Origin of the sequence: Cupriavidus pauculus, assembly GCF_002858765.1 — a bacterium.
GTDB classification, from domain to species: Bacteria; Pseudomonadota; Gammaproteobacteria; order Burkholderiales; family Burkholderiaceae; genus Cupriavidus; species Cupriavidus pauculus_B.
Window position 1 is genome coordinate 177,770 of sequence record NZ_PJRP01000012.1, and the last position, 19,992, is coordinate 197,761.

At 65.1% G+C, this 19,992-nt stretch carries 20 protein-coding genes; 11 read left to right on the plus strand and 9 right to left on the minus strand.

The window, feature by feature from the left end; all coding sequences use genetic code 11:
• Positions 1-662, plus strand: a 662-nt coding sequence (locus CYJ10_RS22895) for a CaiB/BaiF CoA transferase family protein (RefSeq protein ID WP_180863032.1), incomplete at its 5' end; no start/stop codon positions are given.
• A 14-nt stretch (positions 663-676) separates the two neighbouring features.
• On the opposite strand, the gene trhA is transcribed toward CYJ10_RS22895, so the two are convergent.
• Complete coding sequence (trhA, locus tag CYJ10_RS22900) at positions 677-1,294, minus strand: PAQR family membrane homeostasis protein TrhA (RefSeq protein WP_101683739.1); 618 nt, start codon at positions 1,292-1,294, stop codon at positions 677-679.
• An 86-nt stretch (positions 1,295-1,380) separates the two neighbouring features.
• Positions 1,381-2,082 carry a dienelactone hydrolase family protein gene (locus tag CYJ10_RS22905; protein WP_101683740.1) on the minus strand — a complete coding sequence of 234 codons (702 nt, stop codon included), beginning with the start codon at positions 2,080-2,082 and terminating at the stop codon, positions 1,381-1,383.
• A 343-nt stretch (positions 2,083-2,425) separates the two neighbouring features.
• Between CYJ10_RS22905 and CYJ10_RS33880 the strand changes: the two genes are divergently transcribed.
• From CYJ10_RS33880 to CYJ10_RS22925, 6 genes are all read left to right on the plus strand, one after another.
• On the plus strand, positions 2,426-2,620 hold the full coding sequence (locus CYJ10_RS33880; RefSeq protein WP_146002100.1) for a hypothetical protein: 195 nt from the start codon (positions 2,426-2,428) through the stop codon (positions 2,618-2,620).
• A 65-nt stretch (positions 2,621-2,685) separates the two neighbouring features.
• The gene (locus CYJ10_RS22910) at positions 2,686-4,881 is read left to right on the plus strand and encodes a phosphocholine-specific phospholipase C (RefSeq protein WP_101683741.1); all 2,196 of its coding nucleotides are present in this window, start codon (positions 2,686-2,688) and stop codon (positions 4,879-4,881) included.
• Between the two features lie 140 nt (positions 4,882-5,021).
• Positions 5,022-5,420 (plus strand): FKBP-type peptidyl-prolyl cis-trans isomerase, encoded by a 399-nt coding sequence (locus tag CYJ10_RS22915; protein WP_066740848.1) that lies wholly within the window; start codon positions 5,022-5,024, stop codon positions 5,418-5,420.
• 79 nt (positions 5,421-5,499) lie between these two features.
• The gene (locus CYJ10_RS22920) at positions 5,500-6,246 is read left to right on the plus strand and encodes a sulfite exporter TauE/SafE family protein (RefSeq protein WP_101683742.1); all 747 of its coding nucleotides are present in this window, start codon (positions 5,500-5,502) and stop codon (positions 6,244-6,246) included.
• A gap of 134 nt (positions 6,247-6,380) precedes the next feature.
• Positions 6,381-6,518 carry a hypothetical protein gene (locus CYJ10_RS34240; RefSeq protein ID WP_180863029.1) on the plus strand — a complete coding sequence of 46 codons (138 nt, stop codon included), beginning with the start codon at positions 6,381-6,383 and terminating at the stop codon, positions 6,516-6,518.
• A gap of 195 nt (positions 6,519-6,713) precedes the next feature.
• Positions 6,714-7,040 carry a hypothetical protein gene (locus CYJ10_RS22925; protein WP_101683743.1) on the plus strand — a complete coding sequence of 109 codons (327 nt, stop codon included), beginning with the start codon at positions 6,714-6,716 and terminating at the stop codon, positions 7,038-7,040.
• A 72-nt stretch (positions 7,041-7,112) separates the two neighbouring features.
• Here the strand turns inward: CYJ10_RS22925 and CYJ10_RS22930 are convergent, their stop codons facing one another.
• The 4 genes from CYJ10_RS22930 to CYJ10_RS22945 all read right to left on the minus strand — a co-directional run bounded on the left by CYJ10_RS22930 (position 7,113) and on the right by CYJ10_RS22945 (position 12,397).
• A complete protein-coding gene (locus CYJ10_RS22930; protein ID WP_101683744.1) occupies positions 7,113-8,792 on the minus strand; it encodes an amidohydrolase in 1,680 nt (559 codons plus the stop codon).
• A gap of 61 nt (positions 8,793-8,853) precedes the next feature.
• Positions 8,854-10,386: an amino acid permease gene (locus CYJ10_RS22935; protein ID WP_101683792.1), complete on the minus strand. Its 1,533-nt coding sequence runs from the start codon at positions 10,384-10,386 to the stop codon at positions 8,854-8,856.
• A 143-nt stretch (positions 10,387-10,529) separates the two neighbouring features.
• On the minus strand, positions 10,530-11,579 hold the full coding sequence (locus tag CYJ10_RS22940; RefSeq protein ID WP_101683745.1) for a phytoene/squalene synthase family protein: 1,050 nt from the start codon (positions 11,577-11,579) through the stop codon (positions 10,530-10,532).
• A 116-nt stretch (positions 11,580-11,695) separates the two neighbouring features.
• Positions 11,696-12,397 (minus strand): DUF899 family protein, encoded by a 702-nt coding sequence (locus CYJ10_RS22945; RefSeq protein ID WP_101683746.1) that lies wholly within the window; start codon positions 12,395-12,397, stop codon positions 11,696-11,698.
• A 208-nt stretch (positions 12,398-12,605) separates the two neighbouring features.
• Here CYJ10_RS22945 and CYJ10_RS22950 point away from each other — a divergent pair, with 208 nt between their 5' ends.
• The 4 genes from CYJ10_RS22950 (at position 12,606) to CYJ10_RS22965 (ending at position 16,806) form a co-directional block, all read left to right on the plus strand.
• Positions 12,606-12,839: a CDP-diacylglycerol pyrophosphatase gene (locus tag CYJ10_RS22950; protein WP_082926616.1), complete on the plus strand. Its 234-nt coding sequence runs from the start codon at positions 12,606-12,608 to the stop codon at positions 12,837-12,839.
• A 19-nt stretch (positions 12,840-12,858) separates the two neighbouring features.
• On the plus strand, positions 12,859-13,629 hold the full coding sequence (locus CYJ10_RS22955) for a CDP-diacylglycerol diphosphatase (RefSeq protein WP_257993470.1): 771 nt from the start codon (positions 12,859-12,861) through the stop codon (positions 13,627-13,629).
• Positions 13,630-13,782: 153 nt separating this feature from the next.
• Positions 13,783-15,054 carry an MFS transporter gene (locus tag CYJ10_RS22960; RefSeq protein WP_101683747.1) on the plus strand — a complete coding sequence of 424 codons (1,272 nt, stop codon included), beginning with the start codon at positions 13,783-13,785 and terminating at the stop codon, positions 15,052-15,054.
• Between the two features lie 210 nt (positions 15,055-15,264).
• A complete protein-coding gene (locus CYJ10_RS22965; protein WP_101683794.1) occupies positions 15,265-16,806 on the plus strand; it encodes a methyl-accepting chemotaxis protein in 1,542 nt (513 codons plus the stop codon).
• Positions 16,807-16,857: 51 nt separating this feature from the next.
• Here CYJ10_RS22965 and cyoD read toward each other — a convergent pair whose 3' ends face one another.
• From cyoD to cyoB, 3 genes are read right to left on the minus strand one after another with little or no spacing between them, the layout of a single operon-like run.
• Positions 16,858-17,289 carry a cytochrome o ubiquinol oxidase subunit IV gene (gene cyoD / locus CYJ10_RS22970; protein ID WP_101683748.1) on the minus strand — a complete coding sequence of 144 codons (432 nt, stop codon included), beginning with the start codon at positions 17,287-17,289 and terminating at the stop codon, positions 16,858-16,860.
• A complete protein-coding gene (gene cyoC, locus CYJ10_RS22975) occupies positions 17,286-17,942 on the minus strand; it encodes a cytochrome o ubiquinol oxidase subunit III (protein ID WP_101683749.1) in 657 nt (218 codons plus the stop codon). The genes cyoD and cyoC overlap by 4 nt, the downstream gene beginning before the upstream one ends.
• Entirely contained in the window at positions 17,935-19,938 is a 2,004-nt protein-coding gene (cyoB, locus tag CYJ10_RS22980) for a cytochrome o ubiquinol oxidase subunit I (RefSeq protein ID WP_101683750.1), read from the minus strand. Before cyoB ends, cyoC begins: the two co-directional genes overlap by 8 nt.
• Between the last annotated feature and the right edge of the window lie 54 nt (positions 19,939-19,992).

The following is a 19,992-nucleotide window of genomic DNA, read 5'->3' on the forward strand; positions in this document are numbered from 1 at the left end:
AGACCGGGCGCGGCCAGGTGGTGGAGACCTCGCTGATCGAGGCCGGGCTGCAGCAGCTCTACTGGCATGCGGCCATCCACTTTGCCACGGGCGAATCGCCGGGGCCCAGTGGATCGGCGCACGTGCTGGCCACGCCGTACCAGGCGTTTCCGACGCAGGACGGCCACATCATCGTGGGCGGCGCCAACGAAAAGAACTGGGCGCGCATCGCGCAGGCGATAGGGCATCCCGAGTGGATCGACGATCCGCGTTACCGGCTCAATGCCGACCGCATGCGCCATCGCGAGTCGCTGTTGCCCGAGATGGCCGCCATCCTGATGACGCGCCCGTCGGCGCACTGGCTCGATGTCTTCGACGCGGCGGGGGTGCCGGCCGGGCCCGTGCACTCGATTGGCGAGGCGCTGAACCATCCTCAGACGCTGGCGCGTGGCATGGTGGTGCGCCAGCAGCATGCCGAGGCGGGGCCGATCCGTACGCTGGGCCTGCCGATCCAGCTATCGGAAACGCCTGCGCAGTATCACCGTCCCTCGCCGCGGCTGGGCGAGCATACATGTGCGCTACTGGCGGAATGTGGTTATGGCGAGGCGGAGATTGCTGCGCTGCTGCAGGCGGGGGTGGTATCGGAAGCGACCGCGCCGGCGGCGGCCGTGTCCGAGGTGTAGCGAGGTGTAGCGCGTCAGTCGACGTAGAACAGGATGCTGATGAACTGGCAGAAGCTGCCGCCCAGCACGAACAGGTGCCAGATGCCGTGGAAGTGGCGCACGCGCTCGTCGAACAGGAAAAACCCGATGCCGGCGGTGTAGATCGCGCCGCCGGCCACCAGCCAGTACAGGCCTGCTGTGGGCAGCGCCGCCGCGAGCGGCTGGAAGGCGATCAGCACCAGCCAGCCCATGATGACGTAGATCGACAGCGATATCACGCGCGTGCGGCGGCCGATCCAGAGTTCCTGGATGATGCCCACCGCCGCCAGGCCCCAGTTGATGCCGAAGAGCGTCCAGCCCCAGGGCCCCCGCAAGGTCACCAGCGCAAACGGCGTATAGCTGCCCGCGATCAGCAGGTAGATCGCGCAGTAGTCGAGCCGGCGGAAGATGTCCTTGGCCGGCCCGCGCACGCTGTGATAGACGGTGGAAATTGTGTAGAGCAGCACCAGGGTGGTGCCGTAGACCACGGAACTGACCACCTTCCAGGCGTCGTGATACAGCGCCGACGAGGTGACCAGTACTGCCATGCCGGCGGCGGAAAGCACCGCGCCAGCCAGGTGACTGTAGCCGTTGAACCGTTCCCCGCGATACATCCCGAAAGCTCCGTCTGCGTAGTTGGCCAGCGGGCATTGTGGCATGGATCGCGGCGGAACGCGGGTCAATGCCTGCAGAAGCAGGGTTATTTCATCGACAGGAAATGCTTGAGCGTGCGGGCATTGGCGGCCTTGGCCGCCGCATCCACGTAATGCACGCCCTGGTTGCGCGCGAACGCGTGCTGGCAGCCCGGATAGGTGTGAATCTCGACGTGGCGATTGTCTTTTAAGGTTTCGACGATCTTTGCGCGCGATTCAGGCGGCACGAATTCATCCGCCTCGGCGATATGCATCAGCAGCGGTTTCGCAATCTTCGACGCTTCGCCCAGGTACTTGTCCATGCCGACGCCGTAGTACGACACGCTGGCGTCGGCATCGGTGCGCGTGGCGCTCAGGAGGGCCAGCAGCCCGCCCAGGCAATAGCCCACGGTGCCCACGGCCTTGACGCCCGGCTGCTGACGCGCGGCCTGGATGGTGGCGCCCACGTCGGCCATGCCCTTGTCGACGTCGAAGCCGTTGTAGAGCGCAAACGCCTTCTTCCATTCCGCCTCGGTCTTGTCGGTCAGTTCCACGTTGGGCTCCTGCCGCCAGAACAGGTCCGGGCAGATCGCCACGAAGCCGTCGCGCGCAAAGTTGTCGCATGTCTCGCGCAGGTCCGCATTGATGCCGAAGATTTCCTGGAGCACGACGATGGCCGCGCCGTTCGCGTTGCCGGCATCGGGGGTGGCGAGGTACGCGGCAAAACTGCCGTCCGGCACGGTGATGGTGATGCGCTGCTGCTGGGCCATGGGGCGCTCCTGGCGAGGGTGAAGGTGGAGTGAGGGGGCAACCCGACAAGCTTAGTCGACGGGCGTGACAGCAAGGTCCGCAACCGCGCAGAACCCTGCATCGCCCGACCCTGGGTATGTTCATTCGCAACATGTGTTCGCTCAAACGCGCGATCGGTATCGCCTTGGTCACATCGTTGACATAACAAGCGTCCAGACTTCACTTCTCGCCCGCAGACACCCTCCTTCGGAGGGGTAAGCCTTGTATATCAAGACATTGGGAGACAAGGGCGGCGGGGATCGTGCACGGGCATCAGGACATTTGACGCCCGAACCGTCACATGAAATTCTCTGACCTCGAACCATGACAACCACAAAAACTGTTCATTCGCGCATGCGCAGGCCGGTGTTCGGCGCCGGTGTCCTGTGCCTGGCGCTGATGCTCGGCGCCTGCGGCGGCGGCGACGACAACAACGCGACGCCCCCTGCCACGGGTGGCGGCAATGGCGGCACCACGCCGGCCGCCTGCACCACGGCGCACTGCGCGCCGGCCCCCTGATTTCGCCGAGATCCGCCCCTGAGCAGCGTCCCGCGCCACCCCCACACAACAGACACCGACCCGGCATGACATTCAACCCATCCAAACGTAAGTTCCTGCGCAACACGCTCGGCACGGCTGCCGCCGCCGCCACGCTGGCATCGTTTCCGCCCAGCATCCGCCGTGCGCTGGCCATCGAGGCCAGCAACGTCACGGGCACGATCCAGGACGTGAAGCACGTCGTGCTGCTGATGCTCGAAAACCGGTCGTTCGACAGCTATTTCGGCACCTTCAAGGGCGTGCGCGGCTATGGCGACCGCTTTGCGATTCCGCTGGCAAACGGCCAGAACGCGTTCTTCCAGACCGATGCCACCAACGCCACGATCACCCCGTACCGGCTGGATGGCTCGCTGGGTAACGCTCAACGCGCGGGCAGCACGCCGCATACCTGGCCCGACGCCCAGAACGCCTGGGACCACGGCCGCATGAACCGCTGGCCCGTGGCCAAGAACCGGCTGTCGATGTCGTACTTCGACACGCCCGAGGTGCCGTTCCAACGCGCGCTGGCCGATGCCTTCACGCTGTGCGACGCTTATCACTGCTCGATGCACACGGGCACGATTCCGAACCGCCTGTACTACTGGACCGGCACGAATGGCCCGAGCGGCGCCAATGTGGCGGCCATGGTCAACGAGTTCAACGGTGGCAACGACGTGGGACCGTCGACCCAGGGCTGGACGTGGAAGACCTATGCCGACCGCCTGGTGGATGCGGGCGTGAGCTGGAAGGTCTACCAGAGCCTGGCCGACAACTACGGCTGCAACGAGATGATGAGCTTCCAGCATTGGCGCGCGGCGATCGAGTCGATGCCCGTGGCGCGCCGCCCGGTGGCGCTGCCCGCCGTCTCGCCTGCCTACGATCCGGCCATCGACGACGCGCTGAGCCCGCTGGCCAGGGGCTTTGCCAACACCATGCCCGACGGGCTGCTGCAGTCGTTCCGCGACGATGTGCAGAACGGCACGCTGCCGGAGGTCTCGTGGATCATCCCGCCTTCGCTGTACAGCGAACACCCGGGGCCGTCGAGCCCGGCGCAGGGCGGCTGGTACGTGCAGCAGGTGCTGGACGCGCTGACGGCCAATCCCGAGGTCTTCAGCAAGACCGTGCTGCTGATCAATTACGACGAGAACGACGGCTTCTTCGACCACCTGCCGCCGCCGTCGGCCCCGTCGCGCAACGCCGATGCGTCGCTGGCCGGCGGCAGCACGCTCGGCGCGGCCGACATGGCCTTCGAGTATCACAACTACACGCCGGCCACGACCAACCAGTCGGCCATCGATGGCAAGCCCTACGGCCCGGGCCCGCGCGTGCCGATGTGGATCGTGTCGCCGTGGAGCCGTGGCGGCTGGGTCAACTCGCAGGTGTTCGACCACACGTCGACGCTGCTCTTCCTGGAAAAGCGCTTCGGCGTGAAGGAGCCGCAGGTTGGCGCCTACCGCCGCGCGGTGTGCGGCGACCTGACGTCGGCCTTCAACTTCGTCAACCCGAACGCCGACCCACTGCCGACGCTGGCCGGCCGCAGTACCAAGGTGACGGTCGACAATCTGGCGCTGACGCAGAAGGCATCGGCCGCCATTCCGGTGCCGACCACTGCCGTGCTGCCGCCGCAGGTCACCGGCACGCGGCCTTCGCGTGCGCTGCCTTACGAACTGCACACCACGTCGCACATCGACGCGGGCGCCAAGACGGTGACGCTGAGCTTTGCCGATGACGGCAACGCCGGCGCGGTCTTCCACGTCTACGACAAGCTGCACCTGGATGCCATTCCGCGCCGCTACGTGGTGGAAGCCGGCAAGCGCCTGGACGGCGTGTGGAGCGTGGCGGCCGACAACGGCAAGTACGACCTCTGGGTGCTGGGTCCGAACGGCTATCACCGCGCGTTCGTCGGCAATGTGTCCGAGCAGTCGGCGGCCGGCGGCGCGGAAATCCAGGTCTGCTACGAGCTGTGCGATCCGGCAAAGCTGCAGGTCAAGCTGCACAACCGCAGCGACAAGGCGTGCACGTTCACGGCATCGGCCAGGGCATACCGCACGGACGGTCCGTGGACGCAGACCGTGGCGCCGGGCCAGGTAGGCGAACTGAGCTGGACGCTGGGCGACAGCGGCAACTGGTACGACTTCGAGATCGGCTGCGATCTGGCGCCGTCGTTGCGTCGCCGTATCGCGGGCCGTATCGAGACCGGCAAGGACTCGGTCAGCGATCCGGCGATGGGCCAGGTGTCGTAACCGTGGGCGTCCCGATGCATCGGGCGTGACACAGTTGCCGGCCGGCATGGCGTGTACACTTGCCGGCTGGCACCTGGCCCGATTTGCCGGGACCCGGTGTCGCTCCTGAAAATCGGACCCACGACACACGACAGAATCTCATGAAGAAAATCTCCCTGCTCCTCGCTGCCGTTGCGCTGACCGCTTCGGGTCTGGCCGCCGCTGCCGAAACGCTGCCTTCGGGCGTGGTGGTCGATACCGTGACCAAGGGCACGGGCCCGTCGCCCAAGGCGTCGGACACCGTCAAGGTCCACTATCGCGGCACGCTGACCGACGGCACCGAGTTCGACAGCTCGTACAAGCGCGGCCAGCCGATTTCGTTCCCGCTGAACCGCGTGATCCCGTGCTGGACCGAAGGCGTGCAGAAAATGCAGGTGGGCGGCAAGGTCAAGCTGACCTGCCCGGCATCGACGGCCTATGGCGCGCGCGGTGTGCCGGGCACGATCCCGCCCAACGCGACGCTGAATTTTGAAGTGGAACTGCTGGGTATCGGCGGCTGATCGGACTACTTCGTTTTGCCCCGCCCCCCGTCTGACGAGGGCGGGGAGCCTTACCCTCCATAACTAGAAGAGGATCCGCATGGATTCCGTATTCATCGTCGTCGCGCTCGGCGCCATCGTCGCCGGGTTTGTCCAGGGGCTTTCCGGGTTTGCCTTCGGCATGGTGGCGATGTCGTTCTGGGCCTGGGGCGTGGAACCGCGCATGGCCTCGGCGATGTCCGTGTTCGGCGCACTGACCGGCCAGCTGCTGGCGGCGTTCACGGTGCGGCGCAAGTTTCATCTTTCCACGGTGCTGCCGTTCCTGCTGGGTGGCATCGTCGGCATTCCCATCGGCGTGAGCCTGCTGCCACGGCTCGACGTCAACCTGTTCAAGCTATGCTTGGGCATGATCCTGGTGATCTGGTGCCCGATCATGCTGTTCTCTGCCCGCATCCCGCCGATCCGCCATGGCGGCCGCGTGGCCGACGGCATTGTCGGGGTCATCGGCGGCATCATGGGCGGCATCGGCGGGTTCACCGGCATCGCGCCCACGCTGTGGTGCACGCTGCGCGGCTTCGACAAGGACAAGCAGCGCGTGGTGATCCAGAACTTCAACCTGGGCGCGCTGATCGTGACGATGGGGGTCTACGTGGGCACCGGCATCATCACGCGCGACATGCTGCCGATGTTTGCCATCGTGGCGCCGGCCATGCTGATTCCGACGCTGATCGGCACGCGTGTCTATATCGGTATCAGCGATGTGACCTTCCGGCGCATCGTGCTGACGCTGCTGACCTGCTCGGGCGTGGCCATGCTGGTGGCGTCGGTGCCCAGGTTGCTGGCCTGACCGCCTCGCTTCGATGTGACACATTGCCGGCATGGTGCGGGTTGGCGACAAAGGGGGTGCAAGGGTTGTTATCAGGGTTTATACTGACTTCCACCCCTGCCGACCCTCGCCGGTCATCCAGCGTTTCCTGCACCATGAACAAGCGTTTCTACCTTTTCTGCGCCACCACGTGGGCCGCCGCCGCCATCCTGATCATCGGTGACGGCGCCATGTCGACCGACGTACTGAGTGGCGTGGTGGCGCTGGCCGGCTTCGACCTGCTGCGTCCCTGAACCCAGCCGCCCGCTGCGGACCCCGCCCGCCAGTTTTGGTGCGAAAGCGGCGCTTTGTCGATTCGCACGGTGACGTGACGGCCATACGCCGCCGGTGATGGCGTTTTCGATGTCTGACGTCTACGCTTGACTGTGGTCCGTGCGGAATTGCCGCACGATATTTCTTTCTTAACAGTCTTGCGCAGGGAGATCTCGATGAAGGCGTTCACGATGGCAGTGGCATTGGCGGTGACGGTATGCATTCCTGGTCTGGCAATGGCGGCTGGCCCGGCCAATCCTGCCGATCGCTACGACTACAACATGCGTACCACGAACAAGGACGGCTACGTGCCCGATCCGGCGCGCGCCACCAACAAGGACGGCTACGTGCCGGACACGGCCCGTTCGGGCGACAAGTTCGATCCCTACACGCAGGGCGCGAACCAGAACACGGCTTCGGCTCTGACCGACAGCAAGAGCACCAAGAAGTCGTCGGGCAAGTCGTCGACGCACAAGAAGGCACCGGCGGCTGCGCAGCAGTAACGTGGTTGCCCATGGCGGCAAGAAAAAAGGCCCCGCGATGCGGGGCCCTTTCATTTGGGCGTGCGGTGCGGCTCAGCGCTGCGCCGACTGGTCGCCCTTCGCATACACGCGCTCGCCGGCTACCCAGGTCTCCAGCACCTGGATCTTCCAGATGTCGCCGGCCGGTACCTTGAACAGGTCGCGGTCCACCACGATGAAGTCGGCCCACTTGCCGGCTTCCAGCGAGCCCAGCGACTTTTCCTGGTGCTCGGCGTAGGCGGCGTCCAGCGTGAAGGCGCGGAACGCCTGCGGCAGCGTCATGGCTTCCTCCGGATGCCAGCCCTTGATCGGGCGGCCTTCGTGGTCGGTACGCGTCACGGCGGCGTGCAGGCCGTAGAACGGATTGGCCGATTCCACCGGGAAGTCCGATCCGCCGGCGATGACCGTGCCTTGCTTCAGGAACGTCTGCCAGGCGTAGGCGCCCTTGATGCGATCGTGACCGATGCGGTCTTCGGCCATGTTCATGTCGCTGGTGGCGTGCGTCGGCTGCATCGACGCGATCAGGTCCAGCTTCTTGAAGCGCGGGATGTCCGGCATCGACACCACCTGCGCGTGCTCGATGCGGTTGCGCAGCGCGCGGCCGCCCACTTCCTTGTAGGCCACTTCCATGGCGTCCAGCACCTGGCGGTTGGTCTTGTCGCCGATGGCGTGGACGTTGACCTGGTAGCCGGCCTTGATGGCGGTCTTCACGGCGGCCTGCATCGCGGCGTCGCTCATGAACAGCAGGCCGCTTTGCGCGTGGTCGTCGGTGTACGGCTCCATCAGCGCGGCACCGCGGCTGCCCAGGGCACCGTCGCCGTACAGCTTGACGGCACGCAGGTAGTAGCGGTCGTTGCCGTAGCCAATCACGGGACCCTTGGCGGACAGCGCCTTGAAGTCGTCGCCGGTGTCACGAATCATCGCGTAGATGCGCGTGGTCAGCTTGCCCTGGTCGGCGAACTCGCGATAGATGCGGTCGTCGGTCACGGTCACGCCGGCGTCGCCCACGGCGGTCAGGCCCAGCGCGTTCATGTGCGCGATGGCGGCGGCCAGCGCGGCACGGCGGTCATCGTCGGTGTACGGGGGAATGATGTCGTTGACCAGCGCCATGGCCTTGTCGACCAGCACGCCGGTCGGGTTGCCGCTGGCGTCGCGCTCGATGCGGCCGCCGGCCGGATCCTTGGTGTCGCGCGTGATGCCGGCCGCCTGCAGCGCCTTGGTGTTCAGCCACGCGGCGTGGCCGTCCACGCGCACCAGGCGCGCCGGGCGGTCGGAGACGGCGGCGTCGAGTTCGGCGGCAGTCGGAAAGCGGCCCAGCTTCCAGTTCACCTGGTTCCAGCCATAGCCGAGCAGCCACTGGCGCTGCGGGTTCTTCTGGCCGTAGGCGCGGATGATGCCTTGCGCCTCGTTCAGGTCCTTCGTGCCCGACAGCGAAATCTCGGTGGTCTTGAAGCCCAGGCGGAACACGTGGCCGTGGGCGTCGATCAGGCCCGGCAGCAGCGTCTTGCCCTGGCCGTCGACGCGCTTCGCGTCGGGATACCTGGCGCGCAGCGCGGCGGCGTCGCCGGTGGCCAGCACCTTGCCCTGGTCGAACACCAGGCCGCTGAATTGCGTGACCTTGTCGTTCTGCAGCGTGTAGCCGCGGACGGATTCCACCAGCGTGGGTGCGGCGTGTGCGTGCAGGGCCGCCAGGGCGGCCAGTGCCAGCAGGCTCGTGCGAATGGACTTCTTCAAGATGACTCCTTGGTCGTTGTGCTTGTTTTTAGTGTTATCCAGGCGCCTGGGAACGGCGCTCTTATTCGCCGGCCGCCGTGGCCATGCCGCGCTCGGAAGCGTCGGTGTCGGCTGCGGGCAGCGCGGGGAATTGCATGTCGGCATAGCGCACGAAGCGCGATTTGCGCGCGATGCGATAGCCGAACCAGATCAGCAGGAAGATCGGAATGCCCACGTAGGTGGCGGTCACGGCCACCCAGTCGATCTTGCCGTCGGTAAAGGCCTGGTAGTTCTGGCCCAGTGTCACGATCATGCACAGCGCGAACGCGAAGATCGGGCCATACGGGAAGAACGGCGAGCGATAGGGCAGGCGGTTAAGGTCGAGCCCCTGCGCGACGAAGCCCTTGCGGAAGCGGTAGTGGCTCACCGCGATGCCCAGCCAGGCGATGAAGCCGGTCATGCCCGACAGGTTCAGCAGCCACAGGTAGACCGACTTGCTCTCGAACATCGACGTCAGGAAGCACAGCGCGCCCACGGCCGTGGTGGCCAGCAGCGCCATCAGCGGCACGCCGTTGCGGGTCAGCTGCGCGAACACGCGCGGCGCGCGGCCTTCGGTGGCCAGATTGTAGAGCATCCGGGTGGACGCATACATGCCCGAATTGCCAGCCGACAGCACGGCGGTCAGGATCACGGCGTTCATCACGCCGGCGGCGAAGGCCAGCCCGGCGTGACGGAACACCAGCGTGAACGGGCTGACGCCCACGGTTTCCACGTCGGACTTGAGCAGGCTCGGATCGGTGTACGGAATCAGCACGCCGATGATGAAGATGGCCAGCACGTAGAACAGCAGGATGCGCCAGAACACCTGCCGCACGGCGCGGGGAATATTCTTGGCGGGATCTGCCGATTCACCGGCCGCCACGCCGATCAGTTCGGTGCCCTGGAAGGAAAAGCCGGCAATCATCGCCACGCCGATCAGCGCGGGCAAGCCGCCCACGAACGGGGCATCGCCGATGGTCAGGTTGGCCAGACCATTCACGGGCGCGAAATCGCCGCGCATGATGCCGAAGATCATCAGCGTGCCGATCGCGATGAAGGCGATCACTGTGACCACCTTGATCAGCGCGCACCAGTACTCGGCCTCGCCGAAGCCGCGCACCGAGATCGCGTTGAGCGCGAACATCAGCCCCAGGAACAGCGCGCTCCACAGCACGCCCGGCGTGTCGGGGAACCAGTACTGCATGACGAGTTGCGCGGCCGCCAGTTCCACGGCAATGGTCACGGCCCAGTTGTACCAGTAGTTCCAGCCCAGCGCGAAGCCGAAGCCTTCGTCCACGTACTTGGCGCCGTAGGTGGCGAACGAGCCCGACACCGGCATGTAGGCGGCAAGCTCGCCCAGGCTGGTCATCAGGAAATAGACCATCGCGCCGATCAGGATGTAGGCCGCCAGGGCCCCGCCCGGGCCAGCCTGCGCGATCGTGGCGCCCGATGCCACGAACAGGCCGGTGCCGATCGATCCGCCAATGGCGATCATGGTGAGATGGCGTGCGTGCAAGGTACGGCGCAGCCCGGGCGCGTGTGCGCCTTCTTCTGTTGTATGCGATTGAGTGGACATATAAGACATGCGTCCGGGCTCTTGTGAGGCCTCGGGCGGAGTTCGCCGGCCAGCAGTCTCCTCTCCACGGGCCGGCATGGTGGGCGGCATCATAAGAGAAAACAGGGGCCGGGAAAAGGCGGGAAATGCCGGAGCCGCCGGCTTCAGCGCAAGCTTTTATCGATGCGGGCGACCAGGCCGTTCATCCAGTTGCGCAGCGCGGTGTCGGACATGACCAGCGCCGTGCTGCGCCACAGCACGCGATACACACTGTTGCGATTGACCTTGCTAACGCGGGCAGGATCGAGCCACGCGTCATTTTCCACCAGCAGCGCCAGTGTCTCCAGGCCGATCAGGATCGGCCACAGGCAGGCCAGCCGCAGCCGTATGGCGGTGCGCGGCAGCGCGAACGTGTACGCCATGGCTTCGCGGAAGTGATCGAGCGCGATGCGCACTAACTCGTGCAGCATGGGGCGGGCGCGCAGCGAATTCGTCGGATCGAGCAGCATCGGCAAGGTCAGGCCATGGCGGTCGAGCACTTCGGCGGGCAGGTAGCAGCGGCCGATGCGCAAGTCCTTGCCAACGTCGCGTAGCACGTTCACCATCTGCAGCGCCTTGCCGAAGCGCACGCCGCGACGCAGCATCGTATCGAGCGGATCGTTGAGGGTGCCGGGCAGATGCGCGTCGGTCATGGTGGTCCAGAACTCGCCGACGCAGCCGGCCACCAGATAGGTGTAGCGGTCGAGGTCGGTCAGTGCCGGCAGGGCCGCAACCTGGCCCGAGCGTTCGTCGGGGAAGGTCTGCAGATCGAACTCCATGCCTTCGGTCAGCGTCGTGACGATGCCCTGCACGGCGGCGCGATCGGATGGGGCAAGCTGCGCCAGCACGTCCAGCGCGGGGGCGATCGATTCGAGCAGCACCTTCTCGTCGGACACCGTCTGCTGTCCGGCCACTTCCACGGCCAGCCTTCGCGCAAGCGTGCCGTCATCGTCGGCGCCGTTGATGCGTTGGCGCAGTGCCAGCAGCAGGTCGAGCCGCTGCGCGGGCGGGATCAGCGAGGTATCGGCGATGGTATCCGCGGCGCGCGCCAGCAGGTAGGCCAGCCCGACGGGGTCGCGCATGCCTGCGGGCAGAATGCGCAGCGTCAGGTAGAACGAACGGGAAACACCCTTGAGCAACGGGCCGAGCAGGAAGGCCCGGTTGGGGTTTGGCATGGCGCGGTCATGACGTCGATGAACCGCGCATTGTAGCTGTTGCTGACGCTTGCCAATGCCGCCAGAACGCGCCCCTCCCCCGCGCGCGCGCGGAGAGAAAGCGGGGAGCCAACCCATCAATCGTACTGAAGCTTCGGATACCAGTTTCCGCCGCGCCCTTCCGGGGTGGTGTCCAGCAGCGTCCATAGCGGATCGGGGTCGGGCGCGCCGCGGGGGTCCTGGCCGGGATCGGCCATGTTGCCGCTCATCTCGACACTGTAGAAATGCCGGATCGTGCCGTCACGTTTCGTAAAAACGGTGTAGGCGGGCATGTCTGCATCGTCCGCGCTCACGTAGTCGCGCGTGAAGGCACCGTCGGTGTCGGCGTAGACCTTCAGTTGCGTCCAGCCGCGAGCGGCCTTGGCGGCCTTGAGCCGGTCGATCGGCGAACGTGCCACCATGGCCAGCGCCACGCGTTGCTCGATATCGGGGACCTTGCCTTCCCACGATGCCATCAGCGACGTGCACATCGGGCAGGGTTTTTCGCGCTGCGGGCCGAACATGTAGCTGTAGACCACCAGCGTGTCCTTGTCGCCGAACAGGTCGGCCAGCGTGACTGAGCCCTTCTCGCCAGTGAATTGATAGGCTTGCTTCACTTCGCCGCCCGGGGGCAGTTGGCGTCGCATCTCCGCCACGCGTTCGATGTGTCGGCGCAACTCGATTTCCTCGCCCAGCAGCGCATTGCGGGCCTGGCGGTACGCAGCACTTTCATTGGGAAAATGCGCGCGATTGCTTTCGGCCAGTGTCCTGGCCGAGGTCAGTGTGGACGATTGCGTCATCGTCTTGCCTCCTTGAGCTTGAATCCGTGGCGTGCGCGCCACGCTGGGGAAGACCCGCCCCTGCCCCGCAAAGCCCGGGCTGGCGCGGCTGTCTGACCAGCATAGGAAAAGAACTGTCCACATACGCACCCCGTCCAATGCGCGGTCATTCCCATGTCATGTCGGGTTATGCATAATCTGTGACATCTGGGCTTCAAGATTTGATCTGATGCGCGTGACGATTCGTACCACGACGATTCCTGGATCCCATAGCCAGGGCCCACTGCATCGGGCGGCGGTCTACCTCAATACCGAGGAAGATGCTTCGCCGCTGATGGTCAGTGCATGGAGTCAGCGTGAACCCGATGCTTTTCTTGCCGCTCAACGCTGGGCGCGCAATCATCACTACATGGTTTCGAATCCGCGCAACGGCACGTACTACGGCGGTCGCACCGCACGCTGAATTGCAGCGTCGGCGCACCATGTTGAAGCATTGGCTGTTGGGTGGTCTGGCACTGGTTGTGGCGGGGCCCGCCTGTGCCGACGTCGGCCTGCTCGAACGCATCGTTGGCGGCTTCTCGCGCGACTCGCTCTGGAAGAACGTGCAGGAACGCTGTCTGGTGCCGGCCACGCCGACGCACGCGGACTGCGTGATCGTCGACCGCGCGCAGGGCTTCGTGCTCTACAAGGACATGATCGGCGCGTCGCACTACCTGGTCATTCCCGATCAGGCGGTGGCCGGTGTCGACGATCCGCGTGTCTGGAACGACAGCCAGCGCAATGCCTGGGCGTTTGGATGGCAGGCGCGCGATATCGTCGGCAAGGCCGTGGGCCATTCGCTGCCGGACACGCTGCTGGGCCTGGCGATCAACGCCCGGGCATCGCGCAGCCAGGACCAGCTCCACATTCACCTCGATTGCATCAGCGCACGCGCGCACGAGTTCCTGGTCAACAGCGATATCGGCACGCAATGGCGTGACCTGAAGTTCGACGGTAAGCCGGTGCGAGCGATGCTGGTGCCTGCCGAGCAGCCGGCGCTGTCTGTCAATCCGTTCGCGCTGGTGCGCCAGGACGTGGGTGGCGACATGGGCGACCGCGGCGTCTTCGTGACCTACGTGAAGCCAGCCGGCGGTGCTGCCGGGTTTGTCGTGATCGATGCGCCGGCGGACAAGGCCAGCGGCGGCAACGGCCACGCCAGCGATTTCCTCGACCGGGGCTGCAAGCTGGGACGTGCGCTGGCGGCCGGGCAGTAACCCGGGATTTCACCAGGCGGAACCTTGCCGCACGGCTGCGCGGTGATCGACCGCTTTTATGACTTTTCCGTGCCGACGGGCGGGTGTGGCGGGTCTGGCCGCGTAGAATGATCGCGAAATACAGGCCGCGAGCCACATCCACGACGCGTATCAATGAATACCCCGGCAACAGAACCGGCAGCAGACCGGCGTCCCCAGACTTCCTCCGACATTGACAACAGCACCGCCACGCGCGGCATTGCGTTGCTCACGTTCGCGTTCATCCTGAGCCAGTTCTATCGCAGTTGCCTGGCCGTGATCGCCCCCGAGCTGCAGCATGATTTCGGGCTGTCGCCGGCGGGCTTCGGCGCGCTGTCGTCGTGCTTCTTCCTGTCGTTCGCGGTGGCGCAGATTCCGGTTGGCATCGCCTTCGACCGCTATGGCGTCGGGCGTCCCACCGCCTGGCTGCTTGGCGTTGGCGCGGCGTCCGCCGTGGGATTCGTGCTGGCGCCCAGCGGCACGCTGGCCATGCTGGCGCAGGCGGGGCTGGGTCTGGCCTGCGCGCCGGTCTTCATGGGGCTGCTGCACTATGCGTCGGAGCAGCTTTCCGAGCGGGAATACATGCGAGTGGTCAGTCGCTCGAACGCCATGGGCATGATTGGCGCGCTGTGCGCCACGGCGCCGCTGGGCTGGTTCTCGCAGCACTTCGGCTGGCGTCCCGCACTGGCCATTTCGGCGCTGTGCATGGTGGGCGCCTGCTATGGCGTATGGCGCCACGTGCGCGACACCGGCCATGCGCAGGCGCGCCAGGCGCCGATGGGTGCGATGCTGGCCGAAAGCGTGAAACTGCTCGGCATGTGGCCGCTGTGGACGCTGATTCCGCTGTGCGTGGCCATGGCGGCCGGCACGGGTTTCCGCAATGCGTGGAGCGGGCCATACCTGGCCGATGTGTTCGGCCTGCAGGCCGGCACGCGCGGCGTGGCGCTGACGCTGCTGAGCCTGGCGGGCTTTGCCACGGCCTTCCTGCTGCCGGTGCTGGTGCGGCGTAACACGCTCAAGAGCACCATCGGCGGCTGGGCCTGCCTGTCGATGGTGGGTGGCATCGTGCTGACGATCTGGCCCGATACCGGCGTGGTGTCTGGCGTTGGCCTGATGGCACTGCTGTCGACCATCGGCATGCTGCATCCGCTGGTGATGGCGCAGGGTCGCGCGCTGATACCGCCGGCCAAGCGCGGGCGTGGCCTGGGCCTGCTCAACACGTTCGTGTTCCTGGGTTCGGCGCTGACGTCGTGGGGCTTCGGGCTGATTGCCAATGCGGGTCACCTGCGCGACTGGCCCGTGGCGAACACCTACTCAGCCATCTTCTTCTCGGCCGTGGCCGTCGTGGCACTGTCGCTGGTGCCGTACTGGTTCAGCCCGACGTCGGTCCCCGTGCACCGGAAATAGGCGCCAACATTACAGTTGGCTTTCAACGCGAATCTGCGCCCGCAATCCGCGTTTTCCCTTATTTTTCTCTCAAGTTTCGACTACGCCAGACCGTTAGGTCTTCCAATGTCTGTCCGTGCGTACATGTAGATGTACGGCTGACGCAGGAGGAGCGGCCGGGGGGCAACACGCGACTCGGCCTGCCGCTAACCAATGGATCAGGTAGAAGCAATGAAAAATCTTGGTATTGGTGTACGCCTAGGCATCGGCTTTGGCGTGGTGTTGGTGTTGTCGACGCTCATGACCGTGCTTGGCGTTGTGCGCCTGCAGGAAGTCGCGGGCCGTACGCACGAAATGATGCAGGAGCCGTTGGCCAAGGAGCGCCTGGTCAGCGACTGGTATCGGCTGATGTATGCGAGCGTGCGCCGTACCACGGCCGTGGCACGCAGTGGCGATCCGTCGCTGGGCGCGTTCTTCTCGGCCGAGACTGCCTATTCGGTCAAGGCGATTGCCGAGCTGCGCGACAAGATCGAGCCGCGCCTGTCCACGGACGAGGAAAAGGCATCGTTCAAGAAGATTCAGGTGGTGCGCAACCCGTACAACGATTCGCGCGACAAGATCACCAAGCTCAAGGCCGAAGGCCTGACCGACGAAGCCAACAAGGTGCTGGAGTCGGAATTCGTGCCGGCCGGCGATGCCTATCTGGCCGAGATCCAGAAGCTGCTCGATATCCAGCGTGCATCGATCGATTCCACGGCGGTGCAGATCAATAGCATCTACGAAAGCGCCCGCAACGGCCTGATCACGCTGGGCGTTGTCGCGCTGGCCATCGGCGTGGCCTTTGCCTGGTGGCTGACCATCGGCATCACGCGCCCGCTGCATCGCGCCGTGGGATTTGCGCGCACTGTGGCGTCGGGCGACCTGACCAGCCGCATCGAGGTGGACAGTAACGACGAAACTGGCCAGTTGCTGGAAGCACTGCGCGAGATGAACGACAACATCCTGGGCATCGTCAAGGAAGTGCGCAACGGCACCGAGGCCATCGCCACGGGTACGAGCCAGATTGCCGCGGGCAATACCGACCTGTCGCAGCGCACCGAGGAGCAGGCGTCGTCGCTGCAGGAAACGGCATCGAGCATGGAAGAGCTGACCAGCATCGTGCGCCAGAACGCCGACAGCGCCAAGCAGGCCAGCGCGCTGGCCGTGAATGCGTCGGAAGTGGCTACGCAGGGTGGCGATGTGGTGGGCCAGGTCGTGCACACGATGGACGAGATCAACTCGTCGTCGCGCAAGGTCGTGGACATCATTTCGGTGATCGAAGGCATCGCGTTCCAGACCAACATCCTGGCGCTGAATGCTGCGGTGGAAGCTGCCCGTGCCGGCGAGCAGGGCCGTGGCTTTGCCGTGGTGGCCGGCGAGGTGCGCAGCCTGGCGCAGCGCAGCGCCAACGCCGCCAAGGAAATCAAGACGCTGATTGGCGATTCCGCCGACCGCGTCGAACGCGGTTCGGAATTGGTGGCGCAGGCCGGCCAGACCATGGAAGAGATCGTCAGCGCCGTGAAGCGCGTGACCGACATCATGGGCGAGATCAGTGCGGCGTCGGCCGAGCAGAGCTCTGGTATCGAGCAGGTGAACCAGGCTGTCACGCAGATGGACACCGTGACGCAGCAGAACGCCGCACTGGTGGAACAGGCCGCGGCGGCCGCGGGCTCGCTCGAAGAGCAGGCCCAGCGTCTCAAGGAGGCCGTGGCGACGTTCCGCCTGGCCGCCTGATGCCGATGGCCTGATGCGCGGTGCAACGCTGCGCTTCAGGCCTTGCAGCCGTTACTTCGTCCTGGGCGGCACGATCGTGCCGCCCGACTGCGCGGCCTCGCGGGCGTGCTCCATCTGCGGCATCATGTTGCTGTTCAGGTGGAACATGACCCACAGCGACCCTGACAGCGTGATCACCACCAGCGTCAGCGTGAACATCAGCGACAGCATGTTCCAGCCGCCCTCCGACTTCGCGTTCATGTGCAGGAAGTAGATCATGTGGACGACGATCTGCACCGCCCCGATCAGCAGAATCACGACGGCCGTGGTCGACGACTTGTCGAATACCTTGCCCATCACCAGCCAGAACGGCACTGCCGTCAGGAACACCGACAGCACGAAACCCGTCAGGTAGCCGCCCAGTGTGGCGTGGGGCCCGATGTCTTCTTCGTGATGGCCGTGATCGTGGCCATGGCCGTTCATGGCGTGGTCTTGCGCGCTCATGGCAACGTTCCCATCAGGTAGACAAAGGTAAAGACGCCGATCCAGACGACGTCCAGAAAGTGCCAGAACATCGACAGGCACATCAGCCGCCGCTTGTTGGCTGCGACCAGGCCGTGGCGCCCCACCTGCAGCATCAGCACGATCAGCCAGACCATCCCGAACGTCACGTGCAGCCCGTGGGTGCCGACCAGCGAGAAGAACGACGTCAGGAACGCGCTGCGCGTGGGGCCGGCACCCTCATGGATCAGATGCGCGAACTCGTACAGTTCCACGAACAGGAAGGCCGCGCCAAACACGCCGGTGATGGCCAGCCAGATCTGCGTGCCGGCCACGCGGTTCTGCTGCATCTGCAGCATCGCAAAGCCGTACGTGATCGACGACAGCAGCAGGAACGACGTGTTCAATGCCACCAGCGGCAGCTCGAACAGTTCGGCCCCGGTGGGGCCGCCCGCGTACTCGCGGCCCAGCACGCCGTAGGCGGCAAACAGGCAGGCGAAAATCAGGCAGTCGCTCATCAGGTAGAGCCAGAACCCGAGCAGCGTGCCGTTCTGCGGATGGTGTTCCTCCGTCAGGTAGAACTGATAGCCGCCCGGCGGTATGTCGTCGGCGGCCGCGGTGCTGTGCGCTTGGAGCGGTAGGGTCGTATCAGCCATGGCCTGCCATCAGTTGGGTGCGTGCCGCTTCGGTCCGGACCACTTCGTCAGTCGGGATGTAGTAGTCGCGCTTGTAGTTGAAGGTATGGATGATTGCCGCGATGATCGTGGCCGCGAACGACGCCGCCGCCAGCCACCAGATGTGCCAGATCAGCGCAAAGCCCATCAGCGTGCACAGGCCGGCCAGCACGATGCCCGCCGCGGTGTTCTTCGGCATGTGGATCGGGATGAAGCCCTCCATCGGCCGCTTGTAGCCGTACTGCTTCATCTGCCACCAAGCATCGGTGTCATGCACCATCGGCGTGAACGCGAAGTTGTACTGCGGCGGCGGGGACGACGTGGACCATTCCAGCGTGCGGCCGTCCCATGGGTCGCCGGTGGTGTCTCGCAGTTCCTCGCGGCGCATGAAGCTGACCACGAGCTGGATGATGAAGCAGGCAATGCCGCAGGCGATCAGGAACGCGCCGAACGCGGCAATCAGGAACCAGATCTGCAGCGACGGATCGTCGAAATGGTTCACCCGCCGCGTCACGCCGAGCATGCCCAGCCAGTACAGCGGCATGAACGCGAAGTAGAAGCCGGTGAGCCAGAACCAGAACGACGCCTTGCCCCACGATGCCACCAGCCGGTAGCCGAAGGCCTTCGGGAACCAGTAGTAGATGCCGGCCATCAGCCCGAACAGCACCCCGCCGATGATCACGTTGTGGAAGTGGGCGATCAGGAACAGGCTGTTGTGCAGCACGAAGTCGGCTGGCGGCACCGCCAGCAGCACACCGGTCATGCCGCCGATCACGAACGTGATCATGAAGCCCACCGTCCACAGCATCGGCGCCTCGAACTTGATCTTGCCGTGGTACATCGTGAACAGCCAGTTGAAGATCTTCGCCCCGGTGGGGATCGAGATGATCATCGTCGTGATCCCGAAGAACGAGTTCACGCTGGCGCCGGAGCCCATGGTGAAGAAGTGGTGCAGCCATACCAGGTAAGACAGCACGGTAATCACCACGGTGGCGTACACCATCGACGCGTAGCCGAACAGGCGCTTGCGGCAGAAGGTGGCGGTGACCTCGGAGTAAATGCCGAACACCGGCAGCACCAGGATGTAGACCTCGGGGTGGCCCCAGATCCAGATCAGGTTCACGTAGAGCATGGCACTGCCGCCCTGGTCGGCCGTGAAGAAGTTGGTGCCGACGTATCGGTCCATCGACAGCAGCGCCAGGGCAGCGGTCAGCACCGGGAACGCGGCGATGATCAGCACGTTGGTGCACAGCGACGTCCAGGTGAAGATCGGCATGCGCATCAGCGTCATGCCCGGCGCGCGCATCTTGACGATGGTGACGAGCAGGTTGATCCCCGATAACAATGTCCCGACCCCGGCCACCTGCAACGCCCATATGTAGTAGTCGACGCCCACGTCCGGACTGTGCAGGATGCCGGAAAGCGGCGGATACGCCAGCCAGCCCGTACGCGCGAACTCGCCGACGAACAGCGACATCATCACCAGGATGGCGCCGCCGGTGGTCATCCAGAAGCTGAAGTTGTTCAGGAACGGAAAGGCCACGTCGCGCGCGCCGATCTGTAGAGGCACCACGAAGTTCATCAGCCCCGTGACCAGCGGCATGGCCACAAAGAAGATCATGATCACGCCGTGCGCCGTGAAGATCTGGTCATAGTGGTGTGGCGGCAGGTAGCCGAGGTTGTCGCCGAACGCGACGGCCTGCTGCAGTCGCATCATCACCGCATCGGCAAAGCCCCGCAGCAGCATTACGATGCCCAGCACGACGTACATGATGCCAATCTTCTTGTGGTCGATGCTGGTGAACCACTCGTGCCAGAGGTAGCCCCAGACGCGGTAGTAGGTCAGCAGTGCCACCAGGGCGATGCCGCCCAGGATGACGACGGCGAAGGTGCCGATGAGGATGGGCTCGTGCAGTGGGATGGACTCCCACGACAGGCGGCCAAAGATCATGTTGGCGAGTTCTGAGCGCTCGGGCATGGTTGTCACCTGGGCCTGTATTGACCAATGCTGGCCAATGATGATTGGCGAAAT